11 protein-coding genes and 1 pseudogene are annotated in these 15,346 nt (G+C 68.9%); 3 read left to right on the top strand and 9 right to left on the bottom strand.

Annotated features, from left to right (window positions below):
- Nucleotides 1–54 precede the first annotated feature (54 nt).
- Nucleotides 55–699: pseudogene (locus tag G6N51_RS29045) on the bottom strand (DUF2275 domain-containing protein); the annotation flags it as partial.
- Nucleotides 700–856: 157 nt separating this feature from the next.
- On the opposite strand from G6N51_RS29045, the gene G6N51_RS05175 reads away from it, so the two are divergent.
- On the top strand, nucleotides 857–2,434 hold the full coding sequence (locus G6N51_RS05175; RefSeq protein WP_083172685.1) for a PPE family protein: 1,578 nt from the start codon (nucleotides 857–859) through the stop codon (nucleotides 2,432–2,434).
- On the opposite strand, the gene G6N51_RS05170 is transcribed toward G6N51_RS05175, so the two are convergent.
- The 4 genes from G6N51_RS05170 to G6N51_RS05155 are packed head-to-tail and all read right to left on the bottom strand — an operon-like array spanning nucleotide 2,431 to nucleotide 7,033.
- On the bottom strand, nucleotides 2,431–3,912 hold the full coding sequence (locus G6N51_RS05170; RefSeq protein ID WP_083172684.1) for a precorrin-2 C(20)-methyltransferase: 1,482 nt from the start codon (nucleotides 3,910–3,912) through the stop codon (nucleotides 2,431–2,433). The genes G6N51_RS05175 and G6N51_RS05170 overlap by 4 nt on opposite strands.
- Entirely contained in the window at nucleotides 3,909–4,535 is a 627-nt protein-coding gene (locus G6N51_RS05165) for a precorrin-8X methylmutase (RefSeq protein WP_083172683.1), read from the bottom strand. Before G6N51_RS05165 ends, G6N51_RS05170 begins: the two co-directional genes overlap by 4 nt.
- A 4-nt stretch (nucleotides 4,536–4,539) precedes the next feature.
- Entirely contained in the window at nucleotides 4,540–5,637 is a 1,098-nt protein-coding gene (gene cobG / locus G6N51_RS05160; protein WP_163750653.1) for a precorrin-3B synthase, read from the bottom strand.
- Between the two features lie 52 nt (nucleotides 5,638–5,689).
- Nucleotides 5,690–7,033, bottom strand: coding sequence for an EspA/EspE family type VII secretion system effector (locus G6N51_RS05155; protein ID WP_083172681.1), 1,344 nt, complete (start codon nucleotides 7,031–7,033; stop codon nucleotides 5,690–5,692).
- Nucleotides 7,034–7,189: 156 nt separating this feature from the next.
- Here G6N51_RS05155 and G6N51_RS05150 point away from each other — a divergent pair, with 156 nt between their 5' ends.
- Both G6N51_RS05150 and cobN read left to right on the top strand, forming a co-directional pair.
- Entirely contained in the window at nucleotides 7,190–7,858 is a 669-nt protein-coding gene (locus tag G6N51_RS05150; protein WP_167528574.1) for an alpha/beta hydrolase family protein, read from the top strand.
- 3 nt (nucleotides 7,859–7,861) lie between these two features.
- Nucleotides 7,862–11,434, top strand: coding sequence for a cobaltochelatase subunit CobN (gene cobN / locus G6N51_RS05145; protein ID WP_083172679.1), 3,573 nt, complete (start codon nucleotides 7,862–7,864; stop codon nucleotides 11,432–11,434).
- 4 nt (nucleotides 11,435–11,438) lie between these two features.
- Here cobN and G6N51_RS05140 read toward each other — a convergent pair whose 3' ends face one another.
- The 4 genes from G6N51_RS05140 to G6N51_RS05125 are packed head-to-tail and all read right to left on the bottom strand — an operon-like array spanning nucleotide 11,439 to nucleotide 15,259.
- On the bottom strand, nucleotides 11,439–12,242 hold the full coding sequence (locus G6N51_RS05140; RefSeq protein WP_083172678.1) for an SDR family NAD(P)-dependent oxidoreductase: 804 nt from the start codon (nucleotides 12,240–12,242) through the stop codon (nucleotides 11,439–11,441).
- A 14-nt stretch (nucleotides 12,243–12,256) separates the two neighbouring features.
- On the bottom strand, nucleotides 12,257–12,907 hold the full coding sequence (locus G6N51_RS05135) for a TetR/AcrR family transcriptional regulator (RefSeq protein WP_232078212.1): 651 nt from the start codon (nucleotides 12,905–12,907) through the stop codon (nucleotides 12,257–12,259).
- A gap of 4 nt (nucleotides 12,908–12,911) precedes the next feature.
- A complete protein-coding gene (locus tag G6N51_RS05130) occupies nucleotides 12,912–14,057 on the bottom strand; it encodes a sulfotransferase family protein (protein ID WP_083172676.1) in 1,146 nt (381 codons plus the stop codon).
- Complete coding sequence (locus G6N51_RS05125) at nucleotides 14,054–15,259, bottom strand: DUF1214 domain-containing protein (protein WP_083172675.1); 1,206 nt, start codon at nucleotides 15,257–15,259, stop codon at nucleotides 14,054–14,056. The genes G6N51_RS05130 and G6N51_RS05125 overlap by 4 nt, the downstream gene beginning before the upstream one ends.
- Nucleotides 15,260–15,346 lie beyond the last annotated feature (87 nt).

Raw genomic sequence — 15,346 nt, 5'->3', positions numbered from 1 at the left:
ACCGCGGCGTCGGGCGACGGGAGACTCTGGCGCCCAGGTGGCATCGTCGGCCGCCTCGGAAGCGCCCGCTCTGTCCGAACTCACCCGTTCCCGCGCGACGAGCAGCGCGAATGCGAGGCCCAGCAGCAACGGCATGTGGCTGGCGATGCGCGTCGCCGTCACCTCGCCGGCAAAGGCGTCGATGACCACATAACCCAGGAGGGCGATCGAGTAGACGCCCGTGATCGCCGCCACGCCAATCGCGGTGACGGGCCAGAAGCCGGCGGCAACCATCGCCAGACCCAGCGCCAGCAACCAGGCGGTGGACTCGTGCATCAAATGCTCACCGGACATCGCGCCGTGCATGTGGCTCGACACCATGCCGAAATCGATGCCGCTGATCTGCGCGGCGGCGATCGCCACCTGGAAGAGCCCGACAGCGATCAGGCCCCAGCGCCGGTAGTGTGCGCGCAGCCAACGCATTCTGCGCTGGCGGCCGGACGATTCCTCGCCGATGTTCGCCATGATCTTCGCGACCAGATCGGGTCCGTCGCCCGCCTGGACCGTGGCCAGCCGGCGGGTCTGGGCCGCGGCGCCGATGAGCCAGGAGCGGCAACGCCGGCACGATTCGAGATGGGCATCGACCTGCTGCGCGAGCACCTGGGGACGTTCGCCGTCCAGTCGAGCCGAAAGCGCCTCACGCGCCGCGTCACACCGCATCCCTGCATCGTTGCGCATGCCTCGTCCGCGTGCAAAGAGCACGCGAAATCAACCCGCGGGAACTAATCCGCGCGGCCAACCGACCACTGAACATCAGCAGCGCCAGCCCACCTGCCACCGAAGAGGTGCCCGTGTTCGTGTCCGAAGACCGCCGACGATGACCGCCCCGATCTGGATCGCCTTCCCTCCCGAGGTGCATTCGACCCTGCTCAGCAGCGGACCCGGACCCGGGCCGCTGCTGGCTGCCGCGGCGACGTGGTCGTCGATGAGTGCCCAATACGCCGAAGCCGCAGAGGAACTCATCGGGCTCCTGGGCGAAGTGCAGGGCGGCGCGTGGCAGGGGCCCAGCGCCGGACAGTACGTCGCGGCCCACGCCCCGTATCTGACCTGGCTGCTGGAGAGCTCGGCCAAGAGCACCGCGGCGGCCACGCTGCACGAGACCGCGGCCGGCGCTTACACCGCCGCGCTGGCCGCCATGCCGACGCTGCCCGAGCTCGCGGCGAACCATGCGACCCACGCGGCGCTGGTCGCGACGAACTTCTTCGGCATCAACACCATTCCCATCGCCGCGAACGAGGCCGATTACGCGCGCATGTGGGTGCAGGCCGCCGCGACCATGACCACCTATCAGGTGGCGGCCGAATCCGCCCTCGCGGCGGTCCCCGCGACCACGCCCGCGCCGTTGATCGTCGCCCCGGCCGCGGAGGCGAGCGTCACGACCGCACAAGCCGCCGACACCCAACAAGCGGCCCGGACCTACCCGTCCTGGCAGGACCAGCTCACGGCTTGGCTGCAGCAGTACACCAAGAATTTCGCCTGGCCGGTGTCCAAAGACCTCAACCCCGGTGGCTGGCCGTTCCCGCCGGTGCCCTTCGTCAACGGCCTCGCCTCGTTCTTCAGCCAATTGGGGTTCTCGCCGGCCCTCTCGAGTGCGCTGGGCTGGGCGATTTTCCACACGCTGATGATCTTCTGGCCGTTCATGCAGGCCGCCATCCAGATGGCCGTGGTGCTGGCACCGATGGTCGTTTCCGTCCTGGGCGCCGCGGCGGCAGGAGGTGCGGCGGCGGCGGTCACCGCGATCAGCGTCGCTGCCCCGCTCTCGTTCGCGCCGCCGCTGCCCGCGGCCGGCGCCGCGCCGGCGCCGACGGCGCCCGCGCCGGCCCCGACCGTCAGCACCGCTCCGGCGAGCGTGAGCAACGCCCCGACGGTGTCCAGCGCTCAGGCGTCGACCGTGGCTACACCGGCCGCTGGCGGGCCGGTCGGCGGCGGGCCCGGGGTCGGGTTCGGTCCGACCGCGACGGACGGCGTCGGCGCGGGAATGTCCGACGCGTTGTACGCCGCGGCGCTGTCGGGGCTCGCCGCTCGCGGCAGCGCCAGCGGCCGTGCCCGGCGCCAGTCGGGGGAACCGGCGCCCGACAGGGTCGACGCACCCGCCGCGGCCGCGGCGGCGGCAGCGGCCAAGAAGAAGGCCCGGGCGCGGCGGCGCCGCGCCGGCACCGCCAAGGATCGCGCGTATCGCTACGAATTCATGGACCTGGAGCCGGATTTGGGTGTGGACCAGGACGACCCGGACGCCGTGTGCGCCTCGGATCAGGGCGGGGGGGCTTTCGGATTCGCCGGGGCCACAGCGAAGTCCGGCGTCACCCAGCCGGCCGGGTTGGCGACGTTGACACGCGACGGTTTGAGCGACGGGCCCACCGTGCCGATGATGCCCGGCAGCTGGGGAAGGGACTAGCCGACGGGGTAGCGCCGAGGCGTGAACACCCGGTCACCGGAATCGCCTGGGTACCACTGGGTTTGCGAGGAACCCACGATCAGCAGGCAGCGCATGTCCACGTCGGCGGGATCGAGATCGGCCAACCGCACCACGCGGACGTCCTCGTCGGGGCCGGAAACGCTGCGGCCGATCACCACCGGCGTCCCGGGTTCGCGGTGTTCCAGCAGCACGTCGCGCATCGCGCCGACCTGCCATGTCCGGGTCTTCGAGGCCGGGTTGTAGATGGCCAGGACGAGGTCGGCGGCGGCCGCGGCGGCCAGCCGCTCGGCGATGATCGCCCACGGCTTGAGCCGGTCGGAGAGCGAGATCACCGCGTAGTCGTGGCCCAGCGGGGCCCCGACCCGACTGGCGACGGCCTGGGCGGCGGTCATCGCCGGAATCACCCGCACCCGCACGCCCGGCCATTCCTTGGCCTCCTCCAATACGGCGGTGGCCATCGCGAAGACCCCGGGATCGCCCGACGACACCACCGCCACCGAGCGCCCTTGCTCGGCCAGCGCGCAGGCCAGCCGGGCACGCGCGGGTTCGTCGGTGTTGTCACTGGGATGGCGCCGTTGGCCGTCGCGAACGGGGACGCGGTCGAGGTAGCCGCCATAGCCGATCAGGTCGGTGGCGGCGGCCAGCTCGCGCCGGCTCTGCGGCGTCATCCAGTCGGCGTCGCCGGGCCCCAGTCCCACCACCGCGACGGCGCCGGCCGCGGGCGACCGCCGTCCCCGCCGCCCGCCCGGCAGCATGGCCAGCGAGAAGTACGGCACGCCGGCCTCGTCGACCTCGGCGGCGGGCAGGATCCGCTGCCCGGTGGTGCTGGCCCGCTCGACGTAGTACGCGTCGTCGAGCTGGCCGGATGCCGAAAGCGCGTCGCGCACAGCGTGATACGAGCGACCTAGTTTGAGCACCACGGCGGCGTCCGCGTCGGCGAGGCGGCGGGTAAGCTCGGCCACCGGCAGCGTGCCGGGCAGCACCGAGAGCACCTCGTCGCCGGCCACCAACGGCGTCGCGATCGCCGCAGAGGCGGCGCTCACCGATGTCACACCCGGGACGATGACGGCGTCGAACCGCTGCGTCAGCCGGGTGTGCAGGTGCATGTAGGAGCTGTAGAACAGCGGGTCGCCCTCGGCGAGCAGCGCCACGTTGCGGCCCGCGTCGAGGTGGGTGGCGATGCGGTCGGTGGCTTCGACGTAGAAGTCCTCGAGCGCCCCGGCGTAGCCGCCGGGATGGTCGGTCACCTCGGTGGTCACCGGGTAGATCAGGTGCTCCTCGATCTGTCCGGCCCGCAGGTACGGTTCGGCGATGCCGCGGGCGATGCTGCGGCCGTGCCGGGCGCTGTGGTAGGCCACCACGTCGGCCTCGCCGATCACCCGGGCCGCCTTGACGGTGACCAGTTCAGGGTCGCCGGGCCCCAGCCCGACGCCCCATAGCGTGCCCCGCGCGGTCATTCTCGGTCGCTCGCGATCGCGTTGACGGCGGCGGCGGCCATCGCGCTGCCGCCGCGACGGCCCCGCACCACCAGGTACGACATGCCGCGCGGACGGTCGATGAGCTCCTGCTTGGACTGCGCCGACCCGACGAAGCCGACCGGCCCGCCCAGCACCCCGGCCGGCGGGCAGACCCCGTCGTCGACCAGCTCGAGCAGCCGGAACAGCGCGGTCGGTGCGTTGCCGATCGCCAGCACGGCGCCGGACAGCCGCTCGGCCCACAACTCCACCCCGGCCGCCGAGCGGGTGGTGTGCCGGCGCGCGGCCAGCTCCGGCGCGCGCGGATCGGCGACCAGCGACACCACCTCGTTGCCGGCCGGCAGCCGCGCGGCGGTGATTCCGGCCGCGACCATCGAGGAATCGCACAGCACCGGGGCGCCGCCGCGGAGGGCATCGCCGACGCGGTCGACGACATCGTCGGTGAACGCGACATGCTCGGCGACGTCGACCTGGCCGCAGGTGTGGATCAACCGGACCACCACCCGCGCGACGTCGTCCGGGAACCGGGTCAGGTCGGCTTCGGCACGGATGGTCGCGAACGACTGGCGGTAGATCTCCGCCGCGTCGCGGATGTAGTCGAGCACCCGATTACCGTAGCTGGCGGTATCCGTCGCCGGTCGCCAGCAGCACCTCACCGGCGAGCGGGCTGCCGCAGGCGCGCTCGCAGCCGACGAAGTGACGATGCACTCCCGATTCCGTGTCCAGCGCGCGGGTGGCGTCGGCCCGGACATCGGCGGCCGAGTGCGCGCACCCGGGGCTGCCGGTGCAGGCGCTGACGTTGAGCCAGGGGGAGTTCTCGTCGAACACCAAACCCAGCGGCGCCAGCACGCGAAGGACGACGTCCGCCACCTCTTCACTGAGATCGCACACCAGCACCGAGCGCCAGGGCGTGATCACCAGCGGCGCCTCGATCGCCGCCAGGTACTCCGCGACGCGTGCAGGCAGCACCCCCAGCGGCACCGCGGCGCCGAGCGCCACCCGGCCGTCGTCCTGGTGGATCCAGCCGACCGGCGGCTTGGTGACTGCGGGAAGGGGGGCGGCGGCGAGTTCGGCGCCGGGCAGCAGGCTCGCGATGTCATCCAATTCGTTGATACGCCAAGCGGTTCCGCGGGTGGCCACGAAACGTGTCGCGATGATGACCAGCGTCTCGACCACCTCGCCGGCGCTCAGCCGGACGCCGGTGTCGCGCCCGGCCAGCAGCAGCGCGGAACCCTCGGGCAACGCGTGGACGCCGACGTCGGCACACAGGCCCGCGACGTCACCGCGGCCGTCGTCGAAGCCGAACCAGAACCGGCCGCCCAGCTCGACCAGGCTCGGCTCTGCGCAGATGGCCGCGTCCAGTTCGGCGACCCACGGCCGCACGTCGGCGCCGCCGCCGGCCCGGCCCGACAGCGGCGACGCCACGATGTTGCGGACCCGCTCATGGGTCGCCGACGGCAGCAGCCCGGCATCGGCGATGGCCGCGGCCGCCGCCGTCACGTCGGTGATCCCACGCACCTGCACGTTGCCGCGGGCGGTGAGTTCCAGCGTCGCCGAGCCGTATTCGGTGGCCACCCGCGACAGCGCGGCGAGCTGCGCGGCCGTGAGTGCGCCCCCGGGCAGCCGGATCCGCGCCAGGGCGCCGTCGGCCGCCCGGTGCACCTGCAGCGCGCCCGGGCAGGCGTCGGTGTCGCGGGCTCTGGCCATCCGTCCACGGTACGGCCAGGACGCGGAGCGTCAGTCGCGGTGTTGAAGGGAGTTACTTGCCGGGCGCTCTATGAGGGGTCCGTTGCGTCTCACTGGCGACGTCGACCGGTGCACGGTCGGTGGCGTCGGACCCCGCACCGGCCTCGTCACTTTCGACGATGTCCGCCACCGCGGTCATTGTGTCCGGCTGGCGTCTCTGCCGACCAGGGGATTGCGCAGGGTTATTCCCTGAATGATTCGACATTTGCATCAATGCGCCGAGGGTTGGCATCGCGGCGGAATGTGCGTGCTCGCCTTTCGCGTCCTGGGGGCTCTCCGGGATCTCTTTCGTGCCTGTCAGGCTGCCTTCGGATTCTTGCTCAGCCGCCTTTCGCTGCGCTGATTGTCGGCCGCTGGGCGCGGCGAGCGTCGGGGACGGCCCGCTGAAAAGTGTTTGGAATTCGGAAACCCGCGACTCGGGTGCCGCAGGCACCACGCTGTGGGCCGTCGACTCAACCGCGATTCGCGCCGCGGCCGCACCCAGGCGTTCGAAGTCGGAGGCCACATTGTCCGCTTTATTGCCGTTTTCTACCGACAAGCCGATGAGGGCGCCGAGCATGCCGAGCGCGGCAGCCATCGCAAGCGAAGACGCCGCGATAGCCCAGCCGCTCGCCCACAGCGCTCCGCCCGGGACATAAGCCAGGGCTATTCTCAGGACGACTTCAATGGCGATCGCTGCGGTGAGCAAGTTGAGCAATATCCCGAAACCAAGGCGAATGTGGGTGACCCATTCCGCTTGATTCGCCACAATCTCTTCCAGTTCACGGTCTAATCCGGCCAGTGTCTGCGCGATGTCCTGCAGTGCCGCCAGCTGTGCTGTGTAGGCCTCTGAGGCCTCACCCTGCCAGCCCTCGTCTGGTACGGCCGATTCGAGCTGCTGCTGGAGCGCGCCCCACAGCTCCGCGCCGACTTCGAGATCGCTTCCCTCGTTCGGTGGCCCGAATCCCGTTAACAGCTCCAAATACCCGACAATGCTGGCAGTCCACGGCAGAATGTTTACAGCCGCGCCGCTAAAGCCTTTTGTAGCGCCTTTTAAATTAGCGGCTACGTCACCGTCGCGCGCGATCTGCAGTCGACGGGTGGGGTCGTATAAGTACTTGGAATGCTTCTGCCATCTCGCATCGTTGAAGGCTGTACGTACCCCTTTGTCGCGGTCGTATTTCGTGATGAAATCGGCCGGCTCAAACATTCCCGTGAGAATCTGCCGCGATGTCAGCGAGCTACCCAGGCCTCCGGTCATGCCGGTCACGCTGGCCGCAAGGTATTCACTGCCGCCCACGGTATCGGACGTGGGGGGCGTGAGGTTGGTGTCCAGGCCGATGAAATGCGATCCGAAGTTAGCCAGATTGCTCAGCATTCGGAGAGCATCTGAAATAATCGACATTCGGGAGTCCTCGGGTTAGCTTGTCGCTCTTCGTGTTCAAACAACGCTAACACCGGTTAAGGTACGCGAGCGCCACCAATTTTTCGCATATGGGATTGAGTCCCCGCTGTCACGGGCACACTCGTGCCCGTGAGGACAGTGGAGTACGCCCCGGGACGATTCGCCGACGTCTACGGCGACTCGACGCAACCCACGGTCGTGCTGTGGCACGGCATGCAGACCGATGCCCGCGCCGCCTTCCGGCCGCTCGCCGGCATGCTCGCCGACCGCGGCGCGGCCGTGGTGGCGCCGGATTGGAATTCCCACGCCCACGACGGCGGGCGCGGGGATCTGCTGCGATCGCTCGACTTCACCCGCAACTTCGCCGACCACCCCGACGGCATTGTGCTGGTCGGGTGGTCGATGGGAGGTGTCGCCGCGGCGGCAATGACACTACGCGGCGATGCACACTTGGCGCATACCGTGTGCCTGGCGGGCGCTTTCATGGTTCCCGATCCGATTTTCGGTCGACGCGTGATCGACGACCTCTCGCCCGAGCGCGTCGGCACGCCGTTCACACTGCTGCACGGCCTGGCCGACGACGTCGTCCCCGTGACGGCCAGCAGGGAGTTCGCCGAGGGCCTCGAACGGGTCGGCTGGCCGGTCGAGTTGGTGGAGCTGGCGGCCGACCACGGGTCCATCGCCGGCGCCGACTACGACCCGGTCGCCGACCGTTATGAGCCCGGCACCAGCGAAGAGGCCTTGCGGGTGGCCGGAGAGGTCGCCGCCCGGATCGCGGCGACGCTGCTGTACGAATGAGGGGTGGCTGAGCCGACCATCCTGCTGCTGTCGACATCCGACACGGACCTGATCAGCGCCCGTTCCAGCGGCAAGAACTATCGGTGGGCCAACCCCTCACGCCTGGACGACAGCGGACTGCCCGGCCTACTGGACGGTGCCGCGGTCGTCGTGGTGCGCATCCTCGGTGGCTACCGCGCCTGGCAGAGCGGCATCGACGCGGTGCTCGCCAGCGGCGTGCCGACGGTGTTGGTCAGCGGGGAGCAGGCCGCCGACGCCGAGCTGACCGGCCTGTCCACGCTCGCGGCCGGCATCGCGGTGCAAGCGCACATCTACCTGGCGCACGGCGGCGTGGAGAACCTGCGACAGCTGCACGCCTTCCTGTCCGACACCGTGCTGATGACCGGGTTCGGGTTCGGTCCGCCGGTGGTCACGCCGACGTGGGGCGAACTCGAGCGGCCCACCGGCCACGCCGACGGCCCCACGATCGCCGTCCTGTACTACCGTGCGCAGCAGCTGGCCGGCAACACCGGCTATGTCGAGGCGCTGTGCCGGGCCATCGAGGACGCCGGCGGGCGGCCGTTGCCGGTCTACTGCGCGTCGCTGCGCACCGCCGAACCCGCACTGCTGCAACGCCTGGCCGACGCCGACGCCATGGTGGTGACCGTGCTGGCCGCCGGGGGGCTCAAGCCGGCCACGGCGTCCGCCGGCGGCGATGACGACAGCTGGAACGTCGAACACCTCGCGGCCCTGGACATTCCGATCCTGCAGGGATTGTGCCTGACCAGCTCCCGGGCCCAGTGGGCCGACAACGACGACGGGCTCAGCCCGCTCGACGTCGCCACCCAGGTGGCGGTGCCCGAGTTCGACGGCCGCATCATCACGGTCCCGTTCTCGTTCAAGGAGATCGACGACGACGGGCTGATCTCCTACGTCGCCGACCCGGAACGATGCGCGCGGGTCGCGGGCCTGGCCGTCCGGCACGCCCGGCTGCGCCACGTCGCCCCGGCCGACAAGCGGGTGGCCCTGGTGTTCTCGGCCTATCCGACCAAGCACGCCCGCATCGGCAACGCGGTCGGACTGGATACCCCGGCCAGCGCGGTCGCCCTGCTTCGGGCCATGCGCGATCGCGGCTACCAGGTGGGCGAGCTGCCCGGGGTCGAGGCCAACGACGGTGACGCCCTGATTCACGCGTTGATCGAGCGCGGCGGCCAGGACCCCGACTGGCTCACCGACGGGCAACTGGCGGGCAATCCAATCCGGTTGTCCGCCAAGGACTATCGCGACTGGTTTGCCACCTTGCCCGCCGAGCTGAGAGACACGGTGACACGGCATTGGGGCCCGCCGCCGGGCGACCTCTTCGTCGATCGCAGCAACGACCCCGACGGTGAAATCGTCATCGCCGCAATGCAAGCCGGCAACCTGGTGCTCATGGTGCAGCCGCCGCGCGGTTTCGGCGAGAACCCGGTGGCGATCTACCACGACCCGGACCTGCCGCCCAGCCACCACTACCTGGCCGCCTACCACTGGCTGGACGCCGGTTTCGGATCACACGCCGTGGTGCACCTGGGCAAGCACGGCAACCTGGAGTGGCTGCCCGGCAAGACGCTGGGCATGTCGGCGGCCTGCGGATCCGACGCCGCGCTGGGCAACCTGCCGCTCGTCTACCCCTTCCTGGTCAACGACCCCGGCGAGGGCACCCAGGCCAAGCGGCGGGCGCACGCAGTGCTGGTCGACCACCTCATTCCGCCGATGGCGCGCGCCGAAACCTACGGCGACATCGCCCGGCTCGAGCAGCTACTCGACGAGCACGCCAACGTCGCAGCACTGGATCCCGGCAAGCTACCCGCCATCCGCCAACAGATCTGGACGCTGATCCGGGCCGCCAAGATGGACCACGACCTCGGGCTGACCGAGCGGCCCCCGGAAGACTCGTTCGACGACATGCTGCTGCACGTCGACGGCTGGCTGTGCGAGATCAAGGACGTCCAAATCCGCGACGGGCTGCACATCCTGGGTCAAAAGCCCTCGGGGGAAGTCGAACTCGACCTCGTGCTGGCGATCCTGCGGGCCCGCCAGCTGTTCGGGGGCGAGCAGGCCATCCCGGGGTTGCGGCAGGCGTTGGGCCTGGCCGAGGACGGCACCGACGAACGGGCGTCGGTCGACCGGGCCGAGGCCGCCGCCCGCGAACTCGTCGCCGCGCTGCAGGCCAGCGGCTGGGATCCCGACGCCGCCGGACGGATCACCGAGAATGAGGACGTGGCAGAGGTCTTGCGGTTCGCGGCCACCGAGGTAGTGCCCCGGCTCGGCGGCACCGCGGCCGAAATAGATCAGGTCCTCAACGCGTTGGACGGCCGGTTCATCCCGGCCGGCCCGTCGGGATCGCCGCTACGCGGCCTGGTGAACGTACTGCCCACCGGCCGCAACTTCTATTCCGTGGATCCCAAGGCGGTGCCGTCGCGGCTGGCCTGGGAAGCCGGTGTGGCCCTGGCGGATTCGTTGCTGGCCCGCTATCGCGCCGACCATGGGCAGTGGCCGCGGTCGGTGGGGCTCTCGGTGTGGGGCACCTCGGCGATGCGCACCGCGGGCGACGACATCGCCGAAGTGCTTGCGCTGCTGGGTGTCCGGCCCGTCTGGGACGACGCCTCGCGGCGCGTCGTCGACCTGACGCCGATCCCGCTCCCCGAACTGGGCCGCCCGCGCATCGACGTGACCGTGCGCATCTCGGGTTTCTTCCGCGACGCCTTCCCACACGTGGTGACGATGCTCGACGACGCGGTGCGGCTGGTCGCCGGCCTCGACGAGCCGACCGACGACAACTACGTGCGCGCCCACGCCCAGGCCGACCTGGCCCAGCATGGCGATCAACGACGGTCCACCACAAGGATTTTCGGGTCCAAGCCGGGCACCTACGGGGCCGGGCTGCTGCAGCTGATCGACAGTCGCAACTGGCGCGACGACGCCGACCTCGCGCAGGTGTACACCGCGTGGGGCGGCTTCGCCTACGGCCGGGACCTGGACGGTCGCGAGGCGGTCGACGACATGAACCGCCAGTACCGGCGCATCGCGGTGGCCGCCAAGAACACCGACACCCGCGAACACGACATCGCCGACTCCGACGACTACTTCCAGTACCACGGCGGCATGGTCGCGACCGTCCGGGCGTTGACCGGCCAGGCGCCGGCCGCCTACATCGGCGACAACACCCGGCCCGACGCGATTCGGACCCGCACGCTGTCCGAGGAGACCGCGCGGGTGTTTCGCGCCCGCGTGGTCAACCCGCGGTGGATGGCGGCGATGCGGCGGCACGGTTACAAGGGCGCGTTCGAGATGGCGGCGACGGTGGACTATCTGTTCGGCTATGACGCGACCGCGGGGGTGCTGGCCGACTGGATGTACGAGCAGCTCACCGAGCGCTATGTGCTGGATCCCGAAAACCGAAAATTCATGGCGGAGTCCAATCCCTGGGCTTTGCACGGCATGGCCGAACGACTGCTGGAGGCCGCCGGCCGCGGCATGTGGGAACAGCCCAAACCGGAGACGCTCGACGGGCTGCGCCAGGCGCTGCTGGAAACCGAGGGCGACCTGGAGGGCTGAAGCGTCAGATGAAGTCCGATCCGCCGTCGACGTTGACGGTTGCGCCGGTGACATAACCGTTTCGCCGTGACACCAGGTAAGCCGTGATGGAAGCGACCTCTTCGGGAAGTCCGGCCCGGCCGAGGTCGCACGGCTGGTGAAAGTTGTTGTCGATCCAGGTCATCACGTCGGCCGGATCGGTGGCGTCGAGGCCGTCGGCGGCAAGGATGTCTTTGAGGGCTTCGGTGAAGCTGGCCGTCACGATGGTTCCGGGGCATACGCAGTTGACCAGAATGCCTTCCGGGGCAAGGCTTTTGGACAGGTTTTTGGTGACGCTGGCCAATGCCGCCTTCGATGCGGTGTAGGCGACGATGCGCGGGTTCTGCCGTTGGATCGAATGTGCGGACAGCGTCACGATGCGGGCCCAGTCCGCGGACCGCAGCAGCGGCAACGAGGCGCGGATCGATCGCACGGCAGACATCGTGCCGAGTGTGAACGCTTCGTCCCATTGCGAGTCGTCCATCTGCTCGAAATAGCCGTCGCCCGGACCGATGGTGTGTACCAGGCAGTTGAGCCGGCCCCAGCGCTTCCAGACTGCCGTGAAGCCGTCGGCGATGGAGGCGGCATCGGCCATATCCACGCTGATCCCGACGGCGTCCGGAGCCCCGGCTTCGCGAAGGGACGCCACCGCGGCATCGAGGGCTGCGCGGCTTCGGGCCATCACTGCGACGCTGGCTCCCTCGGCGGCGAGGGCTTCGGCGATGGCCAGCCCCATCCCCTTGCTGCCGCCGGTGACCACCGCCGTCGATCCGGCAAAACCCAGGTCCATTGGTACTCCCTTGGTCAGTCGTTCGAGCAGATCTGATTGATCGCTTCAGGGGCCACGCCGAGCGCGCGCAGACAGAAACGGAGCGCGTCTTCGCGGACTTCGGCGCGGTCGCAAGTGCCGGTCCGCCACTGCCGGTTCGTGCTGGCCCATACCACGCCGTGGATGAACTCCGCGTCGGTCACTGGATCGATATGGTGGAACAGCCCACCCCGCAAGCCCCGCTGAAGCGCTTCGGTGAGCGGCTTGAGCATCTCGGCGTAAGCCGGCTGAACCAGACCGGGTGAGGAGAACGTCTGGGATTGCGCTTCCAACGACAGGCGACGCAAATCGGATTTGATGTTGTCGTCGAACGCCAAGTCGAGCCGCCCATCGATCCACGCCGCCACCGCGTCGATCTCCGTCGCGGCGTTCGCCATTCGACGTCGCAGCCGTCGCTTTTCCGCGCGGGCGGCCTCCAGGAAGACCGCGGCAACCAATTCATCCTTCGAGCCGAAATGCCGGTAGAACGCCCGGGTGCTCAACTTGGCGCATTCCAATACAGCGGCGACGCTGAATCCCTGGATACCGTTCTCGCGCAGGACTGTTGATGCGGCACTCAGAATCTGTCGATGGACCGCCGGGTCCGGGTCCAGCTTGTCGCGTCGCCGCGTCCGGGGAGCGCTCACGTGGTCAGGCCGTCGCATCGTAGGCGGCGAGGTAGTCCGCAAACCGCTCGCGTACGCCTTCGGGTGTCAGGCCGTAGTCGGCCAGGTCGTAGTCGTGTGCGCCGCGGGAGCCGGGCTTATGCGCTTTGGCCCACTGCCCGACCGCGTCCGCGGTGGCCTGGGTGAACCTCAATCCCAGGCGCTGGTAACTGGTTTGCAGGGTCTGCACCGGATCGGTCTGCAAGTCGGCGAAGGAGACATCGGCGAACCGTTCATGGCCCATTCGGGCGCGGAAATCCATCGCCCGCCGGACCGCTTCGACCCAGCTGTCGACCTGCTCGGCGCCGAGTTCCTGAGGATCATTGCGGTCGCTGCTCCAGCTGCGGACGTACCGGATCAGGCTGCACACCGACCCCATCACTTTCGCCGGATCGCGATGACTCCACAGGAATTTGGCGTTGGGATACGCCTCGACGAGCGCATCGAGGGCAAACATGTGCACGGGCGTCTTGAGGTGCCAGAGCACCGGCGGGCAATGCCACTGCAACAGCTGGAGCACCCGACGGTGAAAGATGTAGGTCTCGCGCATATCGCAGTCCATCAGCCACGCGAGATACCGAGGTGCGCGAACCGCCCCGTCAAAGTGGAAGGTACGAAAGCTCATTCCCATCAGGTCCTGGCACTCGGTCGGGGCCGTCGGCTCGGAGTTGTACAGCGTCTTCATCAACGGGAACATTTCGTCGAGCATCTTCAGACCGGCCTCGGCCTGTGCGATCCGCGGATCGGTATGTTGGGTGGCGGCTTCCGGCGGCGGGGTGGGCGCCTGGGATTCCCACATCCGGAGCGATCGGAATTGAGGGTCCGCGGCCACCAGTTGGCTCAACGCGGTGGTGCCCGTGCGGGGTAGGCCGATTACGAAGACGGGGCCGCCGACCTCCTGGTCGTTGATTTCGGGGTGGCGGCTGTAGGCGTCCTCGATCTTGAGGCGTTGAATCAGGGCGTTACTGATGGTCGCGTGCTGGATGACCCGCCCGATGTCGTTGAGGTCGGCCTCGGTGTTCAGTGCATCGACGATGCGCTCGAGCCCCTCGCGATAGTAGGAAGACCCGAAATCCTCGAGACCTGTTGCGGCACGGGCGCCGTCTTCCAGCTGGTCGGCGTCGAACATCACCGTTCGAACCTTTCGCGCACGGCCCGGCGACGCGCCGCGAGGACGGACCGGCGCTCTTCGGGAGTGACGTTGGTGGTGTCCGGCGGCAACTCCGCATGAATGTTGTCGTGCGGCACGACTCGGGTCGTCGGTGTGGGCGCCGTTTCGGTGCGCACGCAGCGCAGAATGATCGGGCCGTTGCTATGGCCGGCGGTGTCGAGCCAATTGGCGACCCCGGGGTCAGCCTCACACAGCACCACCCGCACCTGGCCGTCGGAATCCACCGCTGCCTGATGGGCGTTCAAGCTGGACTGGTGACGCCCGTAGTGGATGGTCTCCCACCACGGGTTGCCGATCGAAAAGCTCCAATAGATTCCTTGGGGTGGTTTCACTTCGACGATGAGCGCCTCGTCGGGCTGCAGCTCCCAGCGACCTATTACCGGCCGGTTCTCTGCCGCGGCACCGATGTCAGTGCGATCGATCGGGGGCAGGAAGCCGTTGGTCGGCGCGGCGGCACCGAACTGCAGGAAGAACGCCAAGTTGTCTTCGACGAAGTCGCCGAGGGCCACGAGCTGCCTCGATAGCGCAGCGTCCGCGCCGACCGCAGGCCCGTGAGCATCCACCGCGTCGCCGAGCCGCTCGATGTGCAGCGAAGATGCGACTTCGGTGTCCCAGTCGTAGAAGAAGTGCCGAACCGTCAGCGTGGGATGGTCGCCTGCTATCCGCATCCAATTTCCCGGTCGCTCATCAACCGACAGCACCACTTCAAAATTGCCGTCAGGGTCCACCTCGAGCTCGTCGACCAGTTCGTTCGCGGTTGCCGCGATGCCGTTCATCGTCTGCAGCCCGACGTAGCGGGCGGTGCCCCGGTTGCCGAACAGTCGGTAACTCTCCCCGCCTCGCAGCACCGCGCGGGTGTAGAGGCAATCCGGACACTCCATTCCCCAGGTGACGATGTCGTCCGTGCTGGTGCGCTGGACGCACAGGTTCGGATCGGGGTCGAACCGCAACACCTCGTCGATGCCCACGGTGAGCAGCACCAGCAGATGCCGCATTCCTGCGGCGAGATCGACCCGATTTCGACTCGCCGCGTCGGACTCCACCACCCGGGCGGCTTCGCGGAGTCGGTCCTGCAGATACGCCCACGCCAGCCCCAGATCCAGATCACCGCCGTCGGATCCCGCCAGCGCTGCCTCGGCGATTGAAAACGGCAGCCACGCCATCGTCTTCCTCGGAGCGCCCACGCGTTTCCCCGCTCGGTCGGAGTTGAAGAGCCCTTAAACGAAAATATTGTTTTCAGTTAATGAGCC

The sequence above is a fragment of the Mycobacterium paraseoulense genome, from assembly GCF_010731655.1.
Taxonomy (GTDB): domain Bacteria; phylum Actinomycetota; class Actinomycetes; order Mycobacteriales; family Mycobacteriaceae; genus Mycobacterium; species Mycobacterium paraseoulense.
This window is presented reverse-complemented; position numbering and strand designations above follow the sequence as displayed.

Excerpts from the sequence above, each read along its gene's own strand:
- G6N51_RS05175 (WP_083172685.1), top strand. The coding sequence starts at position 857 with ATGACCGCCCCGATCTGGATCGCCTTCCCTCCCGAGGTGCATTCGACC.
- G6N51_RS05170 (WP_083172684.1), bottom strand. The coding sequence starts at position 3,912 with ATGACCGCGCGGGGCACGCTATGGGGCGTCGGGCTGGGGCCCGGCGAC.
- cobG (WP_163750653.1), bottom strand. The coding sequence starts at position 5,637 with ATGGCCAGAGCCCGCGACACCGACGCCTGCCCGGGCGCGCTGCAGGTG.
- G6N51_RS05155 (WP_083172681.1), bottom strand. The coding sequence starts at position 7,033 with ATGCTGAGCAATCTGGCTAACTTCGGATCGCATTTCATCGGCCTGGAC.
- G6N51_RS05140 (WP_083172678.1), bottom strand. The coding sequence starts at position 12,242 with ATGGACCTGGGTTTTGCCGGATCGACGGCGGTGGTCACCGGCGGCAGC.
- G6N51_RS05125 (WP_083172675.1), bottom strand. The coding sequence starts at position 15,259 with ATGGCGTGGCTGCCGTTTTCAATCGCCGAGGCAGCGCTGGCGGGATCC.